This window comes from Conexibacter woesei Iso977N (assembly GCF_000424625.1).
Taxonomy (GTDB): Bacteria; Actinomycetota; Thermoleophilia; order Solirubrobacterales; family Solirubrobacteraceae; genus Baekduia; species Baekduia woesei_A.
On sequence record NZ_AUKG01000002.1, the window covers coordinates 1292670 to 1312267 of the forward strand.

Consider the following 19598-nt stretch of genomic DNA (forward strand, 5'->3'; position numbering starts at 1 on the left):
GTGGGGTGGGTGGGCCCGCATTCCCGTTCTTCCGCTCGCGCTGGGTCGACGTCCCGGACTCGGTGACCGAGGTCGAGGGTGCGCCGCTGCCCAACGGGTTCCGGGCGGGTGGCGCGGCGGCCGGGATCAAGCCGAGCGGTGGGCTCGATGTCGGACTTCTCGTCTCCGACGCCGAGGACACGACGAGCGCCGCGCGCTTCACCCGGTCCGGCACCGCGGCGCCGCCGGTCCTGGTCACGCGTGAGCGCGCGCGGCTCGACGCGCTGAAGGCCGTCGCGGTCAACTCCGGCAACGCCAACGCGGCGACCGGCCGGCCGGGCATGGACGAGGCCGCGCGGATGCAGGGCTCCGGCGCGATGATGGCCCGGACGACCGAGGACCGCGTCGCGGTCTGCTCGACCGGCGTCATCGGCGTCCAGCTCGACGGCAGCAAGACCGTCCGCGGGCTGCTGGAGGCCGGCAAGTCGCTCAGCGCCGACGGCGTCCAGGACTTCCAGCGCGCGATCATGACGACCGACCTGTTCGAGAAGCGCGCGACGATCGACGTGCAGCTGCCGGGCGGAGTTGTACGCCTTGCTGCGCAGGCCAAGGGCGCAGGGATGATCCAGCCCTCGTTCGCCACGATGTTGTGCTTCGTCGAGACCGACGCGGTCGTCCCGGCCGAGACCGCCGACCTGCTGCTCGGCGTGACCGTCAAGCGCTCGTTCGACCGCATCACGGTCGACGGCCAGCTCTCGACCAACGACACGGCGATCCTGCTCTGCGGCGGCGCGTCCGGCGTGGTCGTCGAGCCCGAGTCCGAGGCCGAGCTGATCTTCGGCCAGGCGCTCGACGCGCTCCTGCGCCAGCTGGCGATCGACATCGCCCGCGACGGCGAGGGCGCGCGGCGCGTCGGCCGCGTCGTCGTCCGCGGCGGCAACGGGCCGGGCGTCGAGCGCGTCGCGCGGGCGATCGGCAACTCGCCGCTGGTCAAGACCGCGCTCTACGGCGGCGACCCCAACTGGGGCCGGATCGCCCAGGCGGTCGGCGCGGCGCTGGCCGACACCGCGCCGCTGGCGGTCGACATCGAGATCGAGGACGTCCAGGTCTGCGTCGCGGGCAACGCGATCCCGCACGACGAGGCCGACCTGACCCAGCGCGTCGCCCGCGACGAGGTCGAGTACGTGATCGGCCTGCCGGGCGACGGCTTCGAGACCGAGGTCTTCTTCTCCGACCTCGGCCACGAGTACATCAAGATCAACGCCGAGTACACCACCTAGGCCGGGACCCCGCATGCGCGACGTCAGCACCCTCCTGGAAGCGCTCCCGTACATCCGGGAGTTCCACGGCAGGACCGTGGTCATCAAGTACGGCGGCGCGGCGATGGAGGACCCGGCGCTGCGCGAGGACTTCGCGCGCGACGTCGTGTTGTTGAAGTACGTGGGGATGAACCCCGTCGTCGTGCACGGCGGCGGGCCCGACATCACGGCCTACATGAACCGGCTGTCGATCCCGGTGGAGTTCGTCGGCGGGCTGCGCGTGTCGAGCGCCGAGACCGTCGAGGTCGCCAAGATGGTGTTGATCGGCAAGGTCAACAAGGACATCGTGTCGCGGCTGAACCGCCACGGGCAGTACTCGATCGGGCTGTCGGGCGACGACGGGCGCCTGTTCCTGTGCGAGCGCACGTCCGCGCCGGGTGGGGAGGACGTCGGGTTCGTCGGGCGGATCACGCGTGTCAACGTGGACGTCCTCAAGCACGTCGCCAACGACTACATCCCGGTGATCGCGTCGGTCGGCACCGACCGCGAGGGCAACTCCTACAACATCAACGCGGACGAGGCGGCGGGCGCGGTCGCGCGGGCGCTGCGCGCCTACAAGGTGATCTTCCTGACGGACGTGTCCGGCTGGCTGAGGGATCCGAGCAACCCGCTGTCGCGGATCTCGCAGGCGTCGGCCGAGGAGGTCGAGGAGGGGCTGCGGCAGATCGAGGGCGGGATGCGCCCGAAGCTGCAGGCCTGCGTCGACGCGATCCACGGCGGCGTGACCGCGGCCCACATCGTCGACGGCCGCGTGCCGCACTCGATCATGCTGGAGCTGTTCACCGACGAGGGGATCGGGACCAAGATCAGGGCGGCGTCGTGACCAAGTTCGTCCGGGCCTTCGACGACTCCGGGCTCGTCCCGGCCTACGCGCGGCAGCCGGTCGAGTTCGTCCGGGGCCTGGGGTCGGCGCTGTGGGATGTCGATGGCATTGAGTACCTCGACCTGCAGACCGGCCTGGCCGTCAACTCGGTCGGCCACTGCCACCCGCGCGTCGTCGAGGCGATCCGCCACCAGGCCGCGCAGCTGATCCACGTCGGCAACCTCTTCCACACCGGACCCGGCCCGCTGCTGGCCAGGCGGCTGGCGGAGTCGTCGCTCGGCGGGCGCGTGCACTTCGCGAACTCCGGGACCGAGGCCAACGAGGCCGCGATCAAGATGGCGCGCAAGGCCAAGCAGGGCGGCGACGTGATCTCGGTGCACCGCGGCTTCCACGGCCGGACCTACGGGTCGCTGAGCGCGACGCCGCAGGAGGCCAAGCAGGCGCCGTTCGCGCCGCTGGTCCCGGGCTTCTTCGCGGTCGCGCCGACGGCCGAGGCGCTGACCGCCGCGATCGACGAGCGCACCGCGGCGGTGATCCTGGAGCCGATCCAGGGCGAGTCGGGCGTCTACGAGCTCGATGCCGACGTCCTGCGCGCGGCGCGCGAGGCGTGCGACCGCGTCGGCGCGGCGCTGATCTTCGACGAGGTCCAGGTCGGCCTCGGCCGGACCGGGACGCTCTGGGCCTACGAGCACTCCGGCGTCGTGCCCGATCTGATGACGGTCGCCAAGGCGCTCGGCGGCGGGCTGCCGATCGGCGCGGTCATCACCAACGAGCGCTTCGCCGCCGGCTTCGAGGCCGGCGACCACGGCTCGACGTTCGCCGGCGGGCCGGTGCCGTGCGCGGCGGGGCTCGCGGTGCTCGACGTCGTGAGCGACCCCACCATGTTGACCCGCGTCCGCGACCGCGGCGCGCAGCTGCGCGAGCAGCTCGCCGAGCTGCCCGGCGTCGTGGAGGTCCGCGGCCGCGGGTTCATGCTGGCCGTCGAGCTGGACCCGTCCCGCGCCGAGCCCGCGACCGCGCTGGTCGGCCGCGCGCTGAGCGAGGAGCGACTGGTGTTGAATGCCACCGGACCCACGACGCTCCGGATCCTTCCTGCCTTGACCATCACCGACGCCGAGCTGGACGAGGGCATCGCCCGGCTCGCGCGCCTTCTCGACCCCAAGTGAGCACGCACCCCATGTCTGACGATCAGCTCCTCCAGCCCCACGAACCCGCCGCGTCCTACCTGGCCCGTCCCGAAGAGGTCGGCCGCGTGTGCCTGCTGTACTCCGGCGGCCTCGACACGAGCGTCATGCTCAAGTGGATCCAGGACCAGTACAGGGCCGAGGTCGTGGCGTTGACCATCAACTTGGGTCAGCCCGGCGAGGACTACGACGTCGTGCGCGAGAAGGCGCTGCGCCTGGGCGCGATCGACGCGCGCGTGATCGACGCGCGCGAGGAGTTCGCCGCCGAGTACATCGTCCCGGCGATCAAGGCCAATGCCATCTACGGCCTCAACTACCCGTTGTTCACCGCGCTGGGCCGACCGCTGCTGGGCAAGATCGCGGTGCAGATCGCGCGCGAGACCGGCTGCGACACGATCGCCCACGGCTGCACGGGCAAGGGCAACGACCAGGTCCGGCTCGACGGCACGGTCGCGACGCTCGCGCCCGAGCTGAAGGTGATCGCGCCGGTGCGCGACTGGAAGATGGGCCGCGACGAGGAGATCGCCTACGCGCGCGAGCACGGGATCCCGGTCAAGGGCGGCACGGAGACCGCGCCGTACTCGATCGACGACAACATCTGGGGCCGGTCGTCGGAGGGCAAGTGGATCGAGGAGCTCGACCACGCGCCGGACGACGACGTCTTCCAGCTCGTGACGCGCCCGGAGGAGGCGCCGGACGAGTCCGAGGTCGTGGAGATCGAGTTCGAGGCCGGCGTCCCGGTCGGGCTGAACGGCGAGAGGCTGCCGCTCGTCGAGCTGCTGGACCGCGTCGGCGCGCTGGGCATGAAGCACGGCGTCGGGATCGTCGACCACATCGAGGACCGGATCGTCGGCCTGAAGGTGCGCGACATCTACGAGGTGCCGGCGGCGGCGATCCTGCTGCCCGCGCACGCGGAGCTGGAGCGGCTGGTCGGCACGATCCACCAGAACCGCTTCAAGAGCAGCCTGGACCAGCAGTGGGCGTACCTCGTCTACGCGGGCCTGTGGTGGGAGCCGCTGCGGACCGACATCGACGCGTACATGAACGAGGTCAACCGGTACGTGACGGGCAAGATCGGCATGAAGCTCTACAAGGGCATGGCGCGCGTCGTCACCCGCGAGTCCCCGAACGCCGTCTACGACGCGCAGCTCGCGACGTTCAGCGAGTCCGGCGGGCTGTTCTCGCAGCAGGCGTCGCCGGGCTTCATCGAGCTGTGGTCGCTGCAGTCGCGGCTGGCCTGGCGTCTGCGCAACGAGGACCGCGGGTAGGTAGGTAGCCGATGGGCTACAAGATCCTGGGATACGCCGTCTGGAACGGCGCCAAGTGGTACGTCAAGCAGCGCTATGGCGGGGGTGGCTCCTCCACCAGGCGCTACGTGGCGCTCGGCGTGCTGGCGGTCGGCGTCGGCGCGCTGGTCGTCAAGGGCACGTCGCACCGCAACGCGAGCTAGCCGCCTTCCCGCAGATCCTCGCGATTTGCGGGAAGAGCGGTCGTTCGGCGGCGAATCCATCCGGTGCGAGACCTAGTCTTGCGCGTGCATGACCCAGCCTCCGTCCGAGAGCGGCAACGTCGTCGACCCCGAGGTGCTCGCCTCGCGGCGGGCGCGCCGTGCCGAGGTGTCCGAGGACGCGACGCTGGAGCTGAGGCTGCTGGAGGCCGAGCGGCGGCTGGGCGAGGTCGCGGCCGAGCGCGACGCGCTGCGCGGCCAGGTCGCGCGGCTGGAGTCCGAGGTCACCGGGACGCGCCAGCGCGAGTGGGCCGAGCAGCAGCAGCGGCTGGAGGCCCAGGGCGAGGCCGCGGCGGCGCGGGAGCTGGCGGGCTCGCAGCTCGCGGCGCTGCGCGAGCGGCTGGCCGCGGCCGAGGCGGAGGTCGCCGTGGTGGCGGCCGAGCGCGACAGGGCGCGGCGCGCGCTGGAGGACGAGCGGCTGCGCACGACCGCCGAGCGCGAGCGGCGCGAGGCGCTGGAGCGCGAGGGCCTGCTGCTGCGCGCCGAGCTGGCGCGGCGGCCGGAGCCGGCGGCTGCGCCTGTGCCTGCGCGAGACCATCAACTTGAAGCGCGGATCGCCGCCGAGCGCGCGGCGCTGTCGCAGCGCGTGCAGGCGGTCGAGGCGGCGGTGTCGGCGGTCCGGGATCGCCTGGGCGTCGCGGCGCGCGGGCTGCGCGAGCAGCTCGAGGCCGCCGAGTCTGCCCTCGGCGCCGAGCGCAGCGCGCGGCTGCGCGCCGATGGCGAGCTCGCCGAGCTGCGCGGCGAGCTCGACACCGCGCGCGGGCGCGTCACCGACCTGGAGCGCGAGCGCGCCGGCCTCGAGTCCGTCCTCGGCGCCGAGCGCGTCCGGACGATCGCGCTGGAGCGCGAGCTGGGGGAGGCCCGTGAGCGCGTCGGCTCGCTGGGTCACGAGGTCGCGGAGGCGCAGGCCCGTGCGGCTTCGCGCGGTGAGGTCGAGGCGCTGCGGGCCGAGCTGGCGCGGCGCGACGCGGCGCTGGCCGCGGTCACGCAGGAGCTGGACGCGGTCCGGGCCGGGGACGGCGAGCGCATCGCGCAGCTGCAGGCGCGCGTGGAGTCCGTCATCGCGTTGGCCTCCGGGCAGGACGAGTTGTTGTCGTCCTTGGCCGCGATGCGCGAGCGCGTCGCGGAGCTGCAGGAGGGTGTCGCGCAGCTCGAAGCCGAGCGCGCGGCCCGCTGGGTCGCCGAGTCCGAGCTGGACGCGGAGCGCCGCCGCGGCGACGCCGACCGCGCCCGCCTCGCCGACGTCGAGGCCGAGCTGACCGACCTCCGCTCCCGCTTCACCCCGCCCACGCCGACGAGCCCCTCGACGCTCGCCTCCCTCCGCTCCGCCCTCGACGCCCTCCAAGCAGCAACCCCTACAACAACTTCGCCGGCCCTCAGCCTCGACCTCTCCGCAGCAGCCGCTCGCCTCCGCGCCGCCACCACCATCGACGAAGAGACCCCTGAGCCTCCCGCCGTCGAGGAGCCTCCGGCCGTCGTCGCTCCCGAGCCGCCCGCCGTCGAGGAACCTCCGGCCGCCATCGCTCCCGAGCCGCCCGCGGCGGAGGAGCCCGCCCTCGCCGATCCTCCGCCCGCCGCCGAGGCGCCTCTGCCCGCGGTCGATCCTTGGGCCGCCGTCGCTCCCGAGCCGCTCATCGCGGAGGAGCCCGCCCTCGCCGATCCCCCGCCCGCCGCCGTCGCTCCCGAGCCGCCCGCCGCCGAGGCGCCTCCGGCCGCCGATGCTTCGCCCGCGCGGCAGCTGCTGCCCGCGCGGTCGCCGGTCCAGAAGCCGGGGCCGTGGCTGCGGGATGCGCTGGTCGCGCTCGCCAGGGACGAGCCGGAGATCGCGGAGCTGGTCGTCGTCGGGCTGCTGCCGCTGCAGGCGGAGCTGGTCCCGGCGCCGTTCGCCTACATCTTGGATGTCGACGCCGGCGGCACCCACCGGGTCGCGATCGGCGACGGTGAGATCCGGGTGGGCCTGCCGTCGGGCAGCCAGACGATCGGCGCCGAGCCGCGCGCGGCCGGGCCGCTGGAGAAGCTCGTCCCGCTGGCGACCGGCGGCACGTCGTGGCGCCTGCCGGGCGCGCGCGTCTCCCAGCGCCGTCAGCTCAAGAAGCTGATCAAGGCCCGCCGCCGCCCGGTCGGCCTGCAGGAGCTGGCGGAGACCGGCATCGCGCCGTCGCCGGGCCTGCTGCTGACCGTCCTGGCCCGCGCGGTCGACCCCGCGTGGACCAAGGGCCTGACCGTCGACATCGCCCCCGAGCAGGCCGACCGCTGGCGCGTCGCCGCCTCCGGCATCGGCCCGCTGGCGATCCTCCCGGCCGACGGCGCGCCGCCCGCGCCGGCGACGCTGCACGTGTCCGCCGGGCGACTCGCCGCCGTCCTCGCGGGGACCGCCGACCCGTCCGACGCGCACGTCGAGGGCGATCTCGCCGCTGTCCGCACGCTCCTGCACTGGTTCGACCGCGCCCAGCGCGGCGGCCGCTAGCCCCGACCCATCCGAACCGCCCCCTAACCTCGATCCAGCCGTGAGCCAGTCCGCCGCCGTCCACCTGCACGTCCACTCCGAGTACTCGCTGCTGGATGGCGCGTGCAACATCAAGGCGCTTGCCAAGCGCGCCGCCGAGTTCGGCCAGCCCGCGCTCGGACTCACCGACCACGGGGTGATGAACGGCGCGGTCGAGATGTACAAGGCCGCCAAGGACGAGGGCGTCAAGCCGATCCTCGGCTGCGAGATCTACCTCGTCGACGACCACGCCAACCGCGCGCCCGGCCGCGTCGAGCGCAACCACCTCACGCTGCTGGCCGAGAACGAGGCCGGCTACCGCAACCTCGTCAAGCTCAGCTCGATGGGCTTCCTCGAGGGCCTGCACCGCGGCAAGCCGTCGCTCGACATGGCGCAGCTCGCGGCGCACGCCGAGGGCGTCATCGCGCTCACCGGCTGCCTCGCCGGCCGCTTCTGCCAGCGCCTGATCGCCGACAACGAGGCGGAGGCCCGCGGCCACATCGACGACCTCGTCCAGGTCTTCGGCCCCGAGGACGTCTACTTCGAGGTCCAGAAGAACGGCATCGCCGACCAGGACAAGGCGAACCTCGGGATCGTCAGGATCGCGCGGGAGACGGGCGGCAAGCTCGTCGGCACCGGCGACGTCCACTACCTCAAGCGCGAGGACTACCACCACCACACGGCGCTGCTGTGCGTGCAGACGAAGTCGACGCTCGCCGCGCCGAAGATGACCTTCGACACCAACGAGTTCTACCTGCGCTCGTCGGAGGAGATGCACGAGAAGTTCGCGGAGTGGCCCGACGCCGTCGCGAACACGCTCGAGGTCGCCGACCGCTGCAACGTGGAGATCTCGCTCGGCGAGCAGCTGATCCCGCGCTTCCTGCCCGAGGGCCAGGACGAGAAGCAGTACCTGCGCGACCGCGTCATGGAGGGCATGCGCGCGCGCTACGGCGACCCGATCCCGGCCGCCGCGATGGAGCGCATGGAGTTCGAGCTGGCGACGATCGACAAGATGGGCTTCAACGCCTACTTCTTGATCGTGTGGGACTTCGTCAAGTGGGCGAAGGAGAACGGCATCGCGGTCGGCCCGGGCCGTGGCTCGGCCGCCGGGTCGATCATCGCCTACACGTTGAGGATCACCGACCTCGACCCGCTGCGCTACGACCTGCTCTTCGAGCGCTTCCTGAACCCCGAGCGCGTGTCGATGCCGGATATCGACATCGACTTCTCCGTCCGCGGCCGCGAGCGCGTCATGGCCTACGTGGTGGAGAAGTACGGCCGCGAGTCGGTCGCCCAGATCATCACCTTCGGCCGCATGTTCCCGCGCGCGGCCACGCGCGACGCGGCACGCGTCCTCGGCCATCCCGCCAGCCAGGGCGACCAGCTCGCGAAGCTGATCCCGGACCCGATCATGGGCCGCCCGCCGTCCTTCGACGACTGCCTCGCCGAGGGCGAGCCGCTGCGCGCCGAGTACGACAAGGACCCGATCGCCAAGCAGATCGTCGACGTCGCCAAGGGCCTCGAGGGGATCGTCCGCAACAACTCGATCCACGCGGCGGCGGTCGTGATCGCGGGCATGCCGCTGACCGACGTCGTGCCGCTGCAGCTCGCCGACGCCAACGAGACCGACGCGTCCGGCAACAGGGTCTACCGCCAGGTCACCCAGTTCTCGATGAAGCCCGTGGAGGAGCTCGGGCTGCTCAAGATGGACTTCCTGGGCCTGCGCAACCTCGACGTCATCGAGGACGCGCTGGACATCATCGCGCGCTCGACCGGCGAGCGGCCGGACATGGCGCGGCTGCCGCTCGACGACCAGAAGACCTACGACATGCTCGCGGCCGGCGACTCGGTCGGCGTGTTCCAGTTCGAGTCCGACGGCATGCAGGAGGCCTTGAAGAAGGTCAGGCCGTCCGAGTTCGACGACCTCGTCGCGCTGGTGTCGCTCTACCGCCCGGGCGCGATGGAGCAGATCCCGACCTACGCGCGCGGCAAGCGCAACCCGGACCTGGTCTCGATCGCCGACGAGCGCCTGGAGCCGATCATCGGCCCGACGTACGGGGTGATCCTGTACCAGGAGCAGTCGATGCTCATCTCCAAGGAGCTCGCGGGCTTCACGGGGGCGCAGGCCGACGACCTCCGCAAGGCGATCGGCAAGAAGAACCGCGCGGCGATGGCCAAGCTGGAGCCGATGTTCCGCGAGGGCGCCGCCAGGAACGGCGTGGCGCAGTCGACGATCGACTGGCTCTGGGCGACCAACGAGAAGTCCGCCGACTACTCCTTCAACAAGTCCCACGCGGCGTGCTACGCGCTGATCTCCTACCGGACGGCGTGGCTGAAGGCCAACTACTGCGCGGAGTACATGGCCGCGCTGATCTCGTCGGTCATGGACACCAAGGACAAGGTGCCCTTCTTCGCCGCGCGCTGCGACGAGATGGGGATCGAGATCCTGCCCCCGGACGTCAACCTGTCCGACCACGAGTTCGTCGTCGTGGATGGCAACATCCGCTTCGGGCTGGACGCCGTCAAGGGCGTCGGCTACGCGGCGGTCGAGGCGATGAAGCGCGCCCGCGAGGATGGCGGCAACTTCACGTCGATCTGGGACTTCTGCGAGCGCGTCGACCCCAAGGCCGTCAACAAGCGGTCGATCGAGGCGCTGATCAAGTGCGGGGCCTTCGGCTCGACGGGCGCGTCGCGCAAGGGCATGTTGTCGGTCCTGGAGCAGGCCCAAGGCGCCGGCCAGAAGGTCCAGCAGGACGCCGAGATCGGGCAGGGGTCGATCTTCGACCTGTTCGACACCGGCGGCGGTGGGGGCGGCGACAACGGTGCCGCGGCCGCGTTCGCCGGGCCGACGCACCCGCCGATCCCGGAGGAGGAGTTCGAGAAGAACGAGCTGCTCGCCCACGAGAAGGACGCGATCGGGCTGTTCCTGTCGATGCACCCCCTCAAGGAGGTGCGCGAGGCGCTGATGGAGGCGGTCGACAAGCCGCTGTCGGAGCTGCCGAGGACCAAGGACGGCGAGTGGACGACGGTCGGCGGGATCATCACCGCCGCGCGCAAGCTCAAGACGCGGACGGGCAACATGATGATGTTCGCGACGCTCGACGACCTCGAGGGCTCGGTCGAGCTGATCTTCTTCGGCGACCAGCTCGCCGAGTACGAGCACGTCGCGCAGATCGACTCGATCATCACCGTCCGCGGCCGCGTCGGCAACGACGACCGCGGGCTGACGATCAAGGTCCAGGCGTGCGAGAAGTTCGAGCCGACCGAGGCCGAGGTCGAGATCGCCCGCGCCAAGGCGGTCGAGGTCGCCAAGGGCCCCGAGGCCCTGACGCTGCTGCTCGACGCCAACAGCCTGCCGGCCTCGATCATCCAGACGCTCAAGGACATCTTCGAGAACCACGTCGGCGAGTCCGACGTCGTCCTCGACGTCAAGACCTCCGCCGGCGGCCGCCTGCTCAAGCTGGGCTCCGACTACCGCGTCAACCCGACACCATCACTGCGCGCCGAGCTGGCCCGCATCCTCGGCCCCCAGGCGCTCCCGGCGCCGGCCGCCGCCGAGGCCACACCGGCGCCGGTCTGAGCCGCGCGCGATGCCGGCCGTAGGGGCCCCGGCCGGTCATCGCTGGCGCTGGCTCGTGCTGCCGGCGGCCACCGCGGTGGCCGCTGGCGGGTTCTGGGGCGCGGGGGATGCAGACGGCGACCTCGGGATCGTCGGCTTCCTCGCGGTGCCGCTCTTCTGGGCGGCCGGCTACCTCACGCGGTGGTGGGCGTTGCCGGCGCCGCCGCTCGCGCTGGTCGTCGGCGTGGAGCTCGGCTCCAGCGACAACGAGTACGCGTGGATGAGCTACGCCGCCGGGCTGGTGCTCTGCCAGACAGCCGTCGTCTGGGGCCTGCTGCAGCGCTGGCGGGAGATCCGGTCGCGGTCGGTTGGCGTTCGCCCCGAGCGCCCCGGCTGATCGTCGGCGGGCCGGCGCCCGCCGCGTCGAGCAGGGGTGACGACGCGACGGGGTGGCCGTGCCGCGGCGGCAGCGAAGGAAGGGCTGCGCGCAGCGTCTCTGAGTGGATTGGTGAACCGGAATGTGGGGTGGCAATCACCCAGTCGCGGGTGAGTGATTTCCCCCAACGACTGCCCGCGGAGCGGTACGGTCGCGAATGCGGCCCCCGCTCTGTCGCTGGACCGGGGGCGGGGGCCGCACTCACGCGCTTCCCATGCGTTGGGCGAAGCCGCCCGCAAGCAGTTTCTCCAGGGTCCGCGGGTTAGAAACCACCGCACCTGGCCGAAGGTCCAGGCAGCCAGGCCCGGATCGCTGGGCATGGCGCCCCGGCGCCCGCCGCGGCCTACCTGCGCTTCTTGCGCGCCTTCTCGCCCTCGGCGCGGAGGGTGTGGCAGAGCTGGAGCTCCTCGGCGGTCGGGCCCTTCCTGTCGGGGCCGGGCGTCTCGAGGATCACCGGGAGGCCGTCGAAGCGCGGCTCGCTCAGGAACACGGCGCAGCCGTCGCGGCCCAGCTCGCCCTCGCCGACGTCGGCGTGGCGGTCCCTGTTGCTGCCCAGCGCGCCGACGGAGTCGTTGAAGTGCAGCGAGCCGAGACGGTCCAGGCCGACCGCGGCGTCGGCCTCGTCCAGGACCGCGGACAACGCCTCAGCGGTCCGGATGTCGTAGCCACTCGCGTAGAGGTGGCACGAGTCCAGGCACATGCCGAGCCGCTCGTCGCCGCCGGCGGCGTCGATCAGCGCGGCCAGCTCGCCGAACGAGCGCCCGAGCGTGCCGCCGGCGCCCGCGGTGTTCTCCAGGTGCAGCGCGCAGTTCTCCGACTCGGCCAGCGCCTCCCGGATCACCTCTCCGGCTCGCCTGATCGCGGGCGGGACCTCGCCGGTCTTGGCCGACCCCGGATGCAGGACCACGCTCACCGCGCCCAGCGCGTCGCCCGCCTGCAGCGACGTCGTCAGCGACGTCAGCGTCTTCCTGCGGATCTCGTCGTCCTCGGTCGCCGCGTTGAGCAGGTAGACCGCGTGGATCATCAGCGCGTCGACCTCGCTGTCGGCCATCGCCGTCCTGAAGTCCGCGACCGCCTCGTCGCTGTAGACCGTCGGCCTCCACATCCGCGGGCTCTGGTTGAAGATCTGGATCGCGCGAGCACCGCGTTCGGTGCCGCGCTCGACGGCCTTCGCGGGGCCGCCGGCGGGGGAGACGTGTGCGCCGATGAGCATGTGATCCACAGTCCTACCGCATGAGCCCGTCACCTAGAGTGCGCATTGATGCGCGTTCGCTTCGCTCCCTCCCCGACCGGCGCCCTCCACATCGGTGGCGCCCGGACCGCCCTCTACAACTGGCTCATGGCCCGCGGCAACGCGGGGACGCTGGTGCTCCGGATCGAGGACACCGACAAGGAGCGCTCGACGCCCGAGAACGTCGAGCAGATCCTCGACGCGCTGACGTGGCTGGAGCTCGACTACGACGAGGGCCCGATCTCGCAGCTCTCGCGCACCGACCGCCACCAGGAGCTGCTGCAGAGGCTGCTCGACGAGGGCAAGGCCTACAGGTCGACCGCGACCGGCGAGGACGTCAGGAAGTTCAAGGAGCAGCACGGCGCCGACAAGGGCTTCCGCGGCACGCCGGAGGCCGAGGGCGCCGTCCGCCTGAAGGTCCCCGACGAGGGCTCGACCACCGTCCACGACCTCATCCGCGGCGACACGGTCTTCCAGCACGTCCACATGGACGACCCCGTGATCGCCCGCGCCGACGGCAGCGTCCTCTACAACTTCGCGGTCGCCGTCGACGACCTCGACGCGCAGATCACCCACGTCGTCCGCGGCGAGGACCACCTCTCCAACACGCCCAAGCAGCTGCTGGTCTACGAGGCGCTCGGCGCGCAGCCGCCGCTCTTCGCCCACCTGCCGCTCCTGCACGGCCCGGACGGCAAGAAGCTCTCCAAGCGCCACGGCGCCGCGTCCGTCCAGGAGCTGCGCGACGCGGGCTTCCTGCCCGAGGCCGTCCGCAACTACCTCGCGCTGCTCGGCTGGGGCGCCGCCGACGACCAGACGATCCTCACCACCCACGAGCTGACCGAGCAGTTCGACGTCGCGCGCGTGCAGAAGAACCCGGCGCAGTTCGACGTCAAGAAGCTCACGTGGCTCAACGGCCGCTACATCCGCGAGATGGACGTCGATGAGCTCACCAAGCGCGTCGAGCAGTTCACCGGCCGCACCGGCCTGCGCGAGGCGGTCGCGATCTCGCAGGAGAAGATCGGCACGCTCGCCGACTTCTGGCCGCTGGCCGGCTTCCTCTTCGACGGCCCGCAGGACGATCCCAAGGCGCGCGAGAAGTGGCACGACGCCGACCACCGCCACGCGCTCGTCCAGGCCCGCGAGGCGATCGCCACCACGTCGACCTTCGACGTCGAGCACCTCGAGGTCGCGCTGCGCGAGGTCGTCGAGGCCGATCCGGAGCGCAAGCCCAAGGACGTCTACCAGCCGATCCGGGTCGCGCTGGCCGGGACGACGGTCTCGCCGGGCATCTTCGAGTCGCTCGCGGTCCTCGGCCGCGACGAGTCGCTGAAGCGCCTCGATGCGGCGCTGAACCACGCCTGACCGGAACGTTGCAGAACGCGGGCCCAGGAACCCCGCGTATACAGGCGAATACCACGGTCGGACAACGCACCGGACAAGTGTTGGATCAGTTCCTCAATCATCCGTCCACGGCTGCCGATAACCGGGTCGTACGACGGGTGCGGATCACCGCGCCCCTGCCCTCATGGAGCCCAGAGACGACATGCCCCCAGCCGCAGCAGCCTCTTCGAGCCAGCACACGCCGGCCGCTGATGTCCAGCGCCGTCACAACGAAGGTCATGGCCGCCGCCTGACGGCCGCCTTCGAGGCTCTCGAGGCCTTCCCGGCCCTCGCCGAATCCCGCAACCGCCTGCTGCGCGTCGTGCGCCAGGAGCGCGTGTCGACCAGCGAGGTCGTGGCCGCCGTCGAGTCCGACGTCGCGTTGGTGATCAGCGTCTTGCGCCTGGGCAACCAGGTCGAGGGCCGCACCCGCGGCAAGGTCGAGTCGGTCGTCCAGGCCGTCGAGCTGCTCTCGCCGGAGGCCGTCCAGGCCCTCGCGACGCGCGCCCGCACCTTCGACTTCTTCGAGCGCTCGTCCGTGTGGGACGCCGCTCCGGAGCGCTTCCGCCTGCACGGCGTCGCCACGCAGCGCGCGGCCGACCGCCTCGCCACCGAGGCCGGCTACGAGCACCGCGACCGCCTGATGGTCACCGCGCTCCTGCACGACATCGGCAAGTTGGTGTTGATGCACGCCTACCCCGGCTACCCGGGCCAGGTGCACGGCAACGCCCGCACGCCGGAGGAGCGCATCCACCGCGAGCGCCGCGAGCTCGGCGTCGACCACGCGCTGGTCGGCGGCGTCCTCGCCCGCCGCTGGGGCCTTCCCAAGGCCGTTGCGTCCGTCATCGAGCGCCACCATGCCGACGACGCGCAGGGCGAGGCGGCGTTCGTCCGCCTGGCCGACATGCTCGCGCACTACTCGCAGGGCGGCGCCGTGTCGCCGACCGAGCTGCTGAAGTGCGCCCGCACGATCGGCCTCGGCCCGAGCGAGCTGCGCTCGGTGATGTACGACCTGCCGTACCCGACGACCGGCCGGACGCGCCAGATCGACCCGTGCCCGCTGAGCGGCCGCGAGCTCGAGGTGCTGAAGCGGCTGGCCGAGGGCAAGGTCTACAAGCAGATCGCGCTGGAGCTCTCGCTGAGCACCTCCACGGTCCGCACCCACCTGCACAACATCTACGGCAAGCTGGGCGCGGTCGACCGCGCGCAGGCCGTGCTGATCGCGACCGAGCGCGGCTGGCTCTAAGCCGTCGCACCAAGTCTCTCCTCGCCCAAGGGCGTCGCCTCGTGCGACGCCCTTGGTCGTTTTCCGGGCGGGTTTGATGCCTTTCGACGGGATCGTGTCGTAGAGTCGTAACGGAGATGCTCTCGATCACGACGAAGTCGCCGTATGCGCTGAAGGCCCTGACCGAGCTCGGCCGCCAGGGCGGCGACACCCCCGTCCCGATCGGCGAGCTCGCCCGCCAGCGCGGCATCCCGGTCCAGTTCCTCGAGCAGCTCTTCGCCGTCCTGCGTCGTGCGGGTCTCCTGAAGTCCCAGCGCGGCGTCAAGGGCGGCTACTCCTTCGCCAAGCCCGCCTCCGAGATCACCGTGCTGGAGATCGTCGAGCTCCTCGACGGCCCCCTCGGCGGCGGCGCCGAAGGCATCTTCGCCGAAGCCGCCGCCGCCGCACGTGAGGTCCTCGCCAAGACCACCGTCGCCGACGTCGTCGAAGAGGACCGCAAGTCCGCCGGCTCGGTCATGTACTACATCTAGCGTAGAGCTACGCCGAGAGTCGCTTCTCGCGCTCGCGCTCGAGCTTGTCGGCCGCGGTGAGGAACGCTTTCGCCTCTTCGGGCGGGCGTCCCGTAACGTTCCGCAGCTTCGCAAGGCGCTCGGCGAACGCCGCGTCGTCGACCTTGTCGTGGATATATGAGATCAGTGTGTCCGTGTAGGCGCGCAGCTCCGTGAGATCCTCGAGCAGCGACGCGACGTCGTCGATCGGAACCGTGCCCGACATCAGAAGCGGCGGGATCGAGGTGACGTTCTCGATCGACTCGGCTAGCCGCCGCCGCCCGCGCACATAGATCTCCAAGTCGGTGGCGCTTATCTCGGCGCGCTTGAACGCCGTCGCCCTCCGCCTTGCGTTCCGACGCGCGTCGTCAGCGCGCTCCGAAGCCTCGATCGGCACGGCTCGCGGCTTGCGCGGCTTACGGTCGTCGCGGATAACCGTCGCCTGCGGATGTGAAGCCCGCAGCGTCGCGTAGTTGTCGTGTTCGGTGCCCGTGTGTTCGGCGAGCGCGTAGCGTGCCTCTGACGCGCCCGGGAGCTTGAAGGTCACGAACTCATAGTCCTCGGTGCGCAGCTCTGAGACCCAAGTACGCACGAGGCCAGGGTCGGCGCACTCACTGGTCGCGAAGCCCGCTGCTCCGCGTTCCTTGGCGAGCGCCAGCATCTGGCGCTTGTTGTCGGTGTACCTGCTCATGAACGAACTCCGTTCTCGGCCCGGGGCCGAGGATGACGTCCTCGGCCCCGGACCAGCGCGCTAGGCTTCGTCGCCGCCCGAGAGGGCGAGGTCGACCGTTGACGTCGCCAGAGCGGTCGCGCTTTGCATCGCGCCATCGAGGCCCTTACGGACCTTCCTCGCGTCCTGACCGCGCTTGATGAGCATCGTCGCGTTCATCGCGTACTTCCTCGCCGCACGGGTCACGGCCTGGCCCAGCGGCGAGGTGAAATCCTCCGCGATCCGCTGGTAGTCGGTCGTGACGTAGACCGCGTCTGTCGGGTTCCCGTCGATCGAGACCCTCGTCCGAACGAGCACGTATCCGAGGCCGTTGTCGTCAGTGACGTCGCCGACGAGCGTCTGGACAGCGCCCGAATGGTTCTCGTTTGCCTCACTCCAGACGACGCGGGACAGCTCCTGGTAGACCTTGCGGCCCACGTCGTCGGTGGCGTCGTCGTCCGCGTTAGGGATGACGAGCTTGGTCAGCCTGCCCTTTGTGAGGGCGAGCTTGCGATCGGCCTTGGTTGTCACCTTGGCTTTGATCACGTGCCGAAAAATCGCCAGGCGCAGCTTCTTCCTGTCGATCCTCTGCTCGGCGGGGTCCTCATCGAGCAGGAATCCCGCGTGCTCGAGAGCGTTCCAGACGCCCTCATCGATCTCCACCGCCGCATCGGCGATATCGGCGATCGTTTCAGCCATCTCTGGCCTCCTGTCATCGGCCGGTGCTTCGGGCGGTCACGCGATTGTGAGCGCTCTCCTGCAGCGACGGTCTGACACTAGGGGAGTCATCGCGGTCGGTCAAGAGCGCTACGCGATGCACCTTGCTGTGCTAGATCTTCCGCAGTCTGGTCCCGGCATACAGGCTGCACCCTGGGGTGCGGTCTCCGCCGTGCCAGTTTCAACGGACGCGGGTCGTCGAGATCGATCATGTACTACATCTAGCTCGAAGCTAGAAGTGCGGGTGGGTCGTCCGGATGATGTGGCCGGAGGGCGAGCGCCATTGGATGAAGATGGAGGGGCCGAAGCGGCGGGGGAGGGTGGTGTGGAAGAAGTTGTCCACCACCTTGATGGTGACCGGTTCGGCGCGGGGTGAGCCGGAGCCGTCGATGAGGCGGACGGTGGTGACGCCGTCGGGGATGAGCGAGTAGATGGAGTGGCCGCGGACGTGGCCGTGGTGGTAGGTGCCGATCCCGGAGGTTGCGGGGAGCGGGCCGGTGGCTTCGATCGTGCCGCCGCCGCCGGAGGTCTCGATGCCGTCGGGCCGGAACTCGGAGACCTGGTACTGCAGGGCCTTGCCGGAGGCGAGGCGCTCGACGCCGGCGACCTCGGCGTCCTCCTGGTCGCGCACCTGCTGCTGGACGGCGGGCGGGAAGGTGGCGGCGGCCGCCAGCGCCGCGGCGCGGGCGCCCTTGAGGCAGCCGACCGGATCGGCCTGCGACGGGAAGAACGAGCCGATGCCGCGCAGGAGCATGAAGCGGTAGGACCAGCCGTCGGGCTGGACGGCGAGCCGGCGCGAGCCGCGCAGGATCAGCGACCCGACCGCGTAGCGCAGGCTGCCACCGCTCGCCCGGTCCGCGGCGGTCTGGGGACGGCGCAGGATCCCGAGGTGGTCGCTCAGCCACGGCGGGACCGGCTCGCTGATCAGCCGCGGGCGGGTCGGCTTGGCGTGCCTGCAGGCGGGCAGCGTCCGCATCGCCCTCGACCCGGCGTCCATGGCCTGCCGCACCTGCTCCTGCGGCGTCGCGGTCGACCGGTGCTGCACGACGACCGCCGCCGTCGCCACGCCGCCGCCGAGCACGACCGCGCCGAGCAGCACCGGGATCGCGCCGCCGCGCGGCCAGGTGAACCGCGACCGCGCGCGCCGGCGCGGCGGCGGGGAAGACCCGGGCTCCGGCGCGCGCCGCCGCTCCTCGACGGCCCCGCGCAGCTGGTCCTCCAGGTTCTTGTAGGGGTCGCTCATCGCCCTTCCTCCACGGTCGCGCGCAGGCGCCGCAGGCCGCGGGAGACGCGCTGGCGCACGACCGCCTCCGAGCACTGCAGCCGCGCGGCGATCTCGCCGTAGCCGGCCTCGTCCAGCACCCGCGCCTCGATCGCCTCGCGCTCGGCGTCCGGCAACGCGCCCAGCGCCGCCTCCAACACACCCGGCGACGCCATCCGCTCCACCGCCTCCAGCCCCTCGTCGTCGAGCACGATCGGCTGCAGCCCCAGCGCCCGCCGCGCGCGGTCCTCGACCGCCGCCCTCCGGACCGCCTGGCGCCACTCGTTCAGCGCGATCGCGAACAGCCACCCGCGCGCCGACCCGCGCGCCGCGTCGAACCCCTCCAACCCCCGGACGACCGCCGCGAACGTCTCGGCGGTCAGGTCGAACGCGAGCTCGGCGCCGCCCGCCCGCCGCCGGTGGAACGCCGTGATCGCCGCGACATGGCGCCGGTAGAAGGCGCTGAACGCGTCGGCGTCACCGCGCGCCGCCGCCGCGAGGAGCTGTTCATCGGTGCGAGCCACCACCCGGAACTATGCGCGCCGCCGCGCGCGTGTGACGAGACCGCGCGCTACGGCCCGACGCAGAGCACGTACGCCACCGGCGTCCGCGGCTGCGTCCCGCCGTTGAACAGCGTCACGCGCCAGCGGATCAGCGGCCTCTCGTCCCCGACCGGGATCGAGTCCACCATCTTGTCGTTGGTCACCGCCGGCCCGGCGAACCCGCCGCCGCCACCGGTCGCGCGCTGGCCCGGGTCGCACGCCGCCGAGGCCGAGCCGACGCCGCCCGGCGCGACCGGGTCGCCCGACACCTGGTGCACCGACGACGTCGCCGCCGGCAGGATGCCCTTCGCGATGTCCTGCGCCTTGACCGCGCCGTTCCTGATCGCGTCGCTGGTCACCGCGTCCTTGTGGAGCTTGCCCGCGGTGATCGAGCGGTCGCGCAGCTGGAGGTTGCCGACCGCGCCGTTGCGCAGCTGCTTCTGGCCGACGCTCTTGGGCGGCAGCTGCGTCGCCGCGTAGCCCGTGCCCCCGAGCGCGACGATCAAGGCGATGCAGGCCACGACCATGGCCGGCGATGGACGTCCCAACATGATGAGCAGGCTTTACCCGTGCCGCCCCGCGGTGAACCCGGATCGCCCCGACCTGGCGCGCAGGCGGACGCGAGGGGTCGGTTTCCCGCCGCCCGATACGCCTGCGAGCACCACGGCGCACGCGCGCGGCGCCCGCGAGGAT

The 19598-nt window shown here is 71.6% G+C and carries 17 protein-coding genes; 11 read left to right on the forward strand and 6 right to left on the reverse strand.

Going from position 1 to position 19598, the window contains the following annotated elements; all coding sequences use genetic code 11:
- The first annotated feature begins 5 nt into the window (after window positions 1–5).
- The 8 genes from argJ to H030_RS0118585 all read left to right on the forward strand — a co-directional run bounded on the left by argJ (window position 6) and on the right by H030_RS0118585 (window position 11253).
- A complete protein-coding gene (gene argJ / locus H030_RS0118550; protein ID WP_027007206.1) occupies window positions 6–1259 on the forward strand; it encodes a bifunctional glutamate N-acetyltransferase/amino-acid acetyltransferase ArgJ in 1254 nt (417 codons plus the stop codon).
- A 13-nt stretch (window positions 1260–1272) separates the two neighbouring features.
- Window positions 1273–2121, forward strand: coding sequence for an acetylglutamate kinase (argB, locus tag H030_RS0118555; RefSeq protein ID WP_027007207.1), 849 nt, complete (start codon window positions 1273–1275; stop codon window positions 2119–2121).
- The gene (locus tag H030_RS0118560) at window positions 2118–3287 is read left to right on the forward strand and encodes an aspartate aminotransferase family protein (protein ID WP_027007208.1); all 1170 of its coding nucleotides are present in this window, start codon (window positions 2118–2120) and stop codon (window positions 3285–3287) included. The genes argB and H030_RS0118560 overlap by 4 nt, the downstream gene beginning before the upstream one ends.
- An 11-nt stretch (window positions 3288–3298) precedes the next feature.
- Window positions 3299–4573, forward strand: a complete 1275-nt coding sequence (locus tag H030_RS0118565) for an argininosuccinate synthase (RefSeq protein WP_035127942.1) — start codon at window positions 3299–3301, stop codon at window positions 4571–4573.
- A gap of 11 nt (window positions 4574–4584) precedes the next feature.
- Window positions 4585–4755 carry a hypothetical protein gene (locus H030_RS39220; RefSeq protein WP_155892138.1) on the forward strand — a complete coding sequence of 57 codons (171 nt, stop codon included), beginning with the start codon at window positions 4585–4587 and terminating at the stop codon, window positions 4753–4755.
- Between the two features lie 88 nt (window positions 4756–4843).
- A complete protein-coding gene (locus tag H030_RS0118575; protein ID WP_027007210.1) occupies window positions 4844–7279 on the forward strand; it encodes a hypothetical protein in 2436 nt (811 codons plus the stop codon).
- Between the two features lie 40 nt (window positions 7280–7319).
- A complete protein-coding gene (gene dnaE / locus H030_RS33380) occupies window positions 7320–10877 on the forward strand; it encodes a DNA polymerase III subunit alpha (RefSeq protein WP_035127944.1) in 3558 nt (1185 codons plus the stop codon).
- Between the two features lie 10 nt (window positions 10878–10887).
- Window positions 10888–11253, forward strand: coding sequence for a hypothetical protein (locus tag H030_RS0118585; protein WP_155892139.1), 366 nt, complete (start codon window positions 10888–10890; stop codon window positions 11251–11253).
- Window positions 11254–11635: 382 nt separating this feature from the next.
- Here the strand turns inward: H030_RS0118585 and H030_RS0118590 are convergent, their stop codons facing one another.
- Window positions 11636–12505, reverse strand: a complete 870-nt coding sequence (locus tag H030_RS0118590; protein WP_035127946.1) for a deoxyribonuclease IV — start codon at window positions 12503–12505, stop codon at window positions 11636–11638.
- Between the two features lie 48 nt (window positions 12506–12553).
- Here H030_RS0118590 and gltX point away from each other — a divergent pair, with 48 nt between their 5' ends.
- The 3 genes from gltX to H030_RS0118605 all read left to right on the forward strand — a co-directional run bounded on the left by gltX (window position 12554) and on the right by H030_RS0118605 (window position 15658).
- On the forward strand, window positions 12554–13885 hold the full coding sequence (gltX, locus tag H030_RS0118595; protein ID WP_027007213.1) for a glutamate--tRNA ligase: 1332 nt from the start codon (window positions 12554–12556) through the stop codon (window positions 13883–13885).
- Between the two features lie 181 nt (window positions 13886–14066).
- Window positions 14067–15149 (forward strand): HDOD domain-containing protein, encoded by a 1083-nt coding sequence (locus tag H030_RS0118600; RefSeq protein ID WP_035128717.1) that lies wholly within the window; start codon window positions 14067–14069, stop codon window positions 15147–15149.
- 116 nt (window positions 15150–15265) lie between these two features.
- A complete protein-coding gene (locus tag H030_RS0118605; protein WP_027007215.1) occupies window positions 15266–15658 on the forward strand; it encodes an RrF2 family transcriptional regulator in 393 nt (130 codons plus the stop codon).
- A 7-nt stretch (window positions 15659–15665) separates the two neighbouring features.
- Here H030_RS0118605 and H030_RS0118610 read toward each other — a convergent pair whose 3' ends face one another.
- From H030_RS0118610 to H030_RS0118630, 5 genes are all read right to left on the reverse strand, one after another.
- Complete coding sequence (locus H030_RS0118610) at window positions 15666–16367, reverse strand: hypothetical protein (protein WP_027007216.1); 702 nt, start codon at window positions 16365–16367, stop codon at window positions 15666–15668.
- A gap of 60 nt (window positions 16368–16427) precedes the next feature.
- A complete protein-coding gene (locus H030_RS0118615; RefSeq protein ID WP_027007217.1) occupies window positions 16428–17084 on the reverse strand; it encodes a hypothetical protein in 657 nt (218 codons plus the stop codon).
- Window positions 17085–17334: 250 nt separating this feature from the next.
- The gene (locus H030_RS0118620; RefSeq protein WP_027007218.1) at window positions 17335–18345 is read right to left on the reverse strand and encodes a hypothetical protein; all 1011 of its coding nucleotides are present in this window, start codon (window positions 18343–18345) and stop codon (window positions 17335–17337) included.
- On the reverse strand, window positions 18342–18887 hold the full coding sequence (locus H030_RS0118625) for an RNA polymerase sigma factor (protein WP_027007219.1): 546 nt from the start codon (window positions 18885–18887) through the stop codon (window positions 18342–18344). The genes H030_RS0118620 and H030_RS0118625 overlap by 4 nt, the downstream gene beginning before the upstream one ends.
- A gap of 47 nt (window positions 18888–18934) precedes the next feature.
- Entirely contained in the window at window positions 18935–19456 is a 522-nt protein-coding gene (locus H030_RS0118630) for a hypothetical protein (RefSeq protein WP_155892140.1), read from the reverse strand.
- Window positions 19457–19598: the final 142 nt, after the last annotated feature.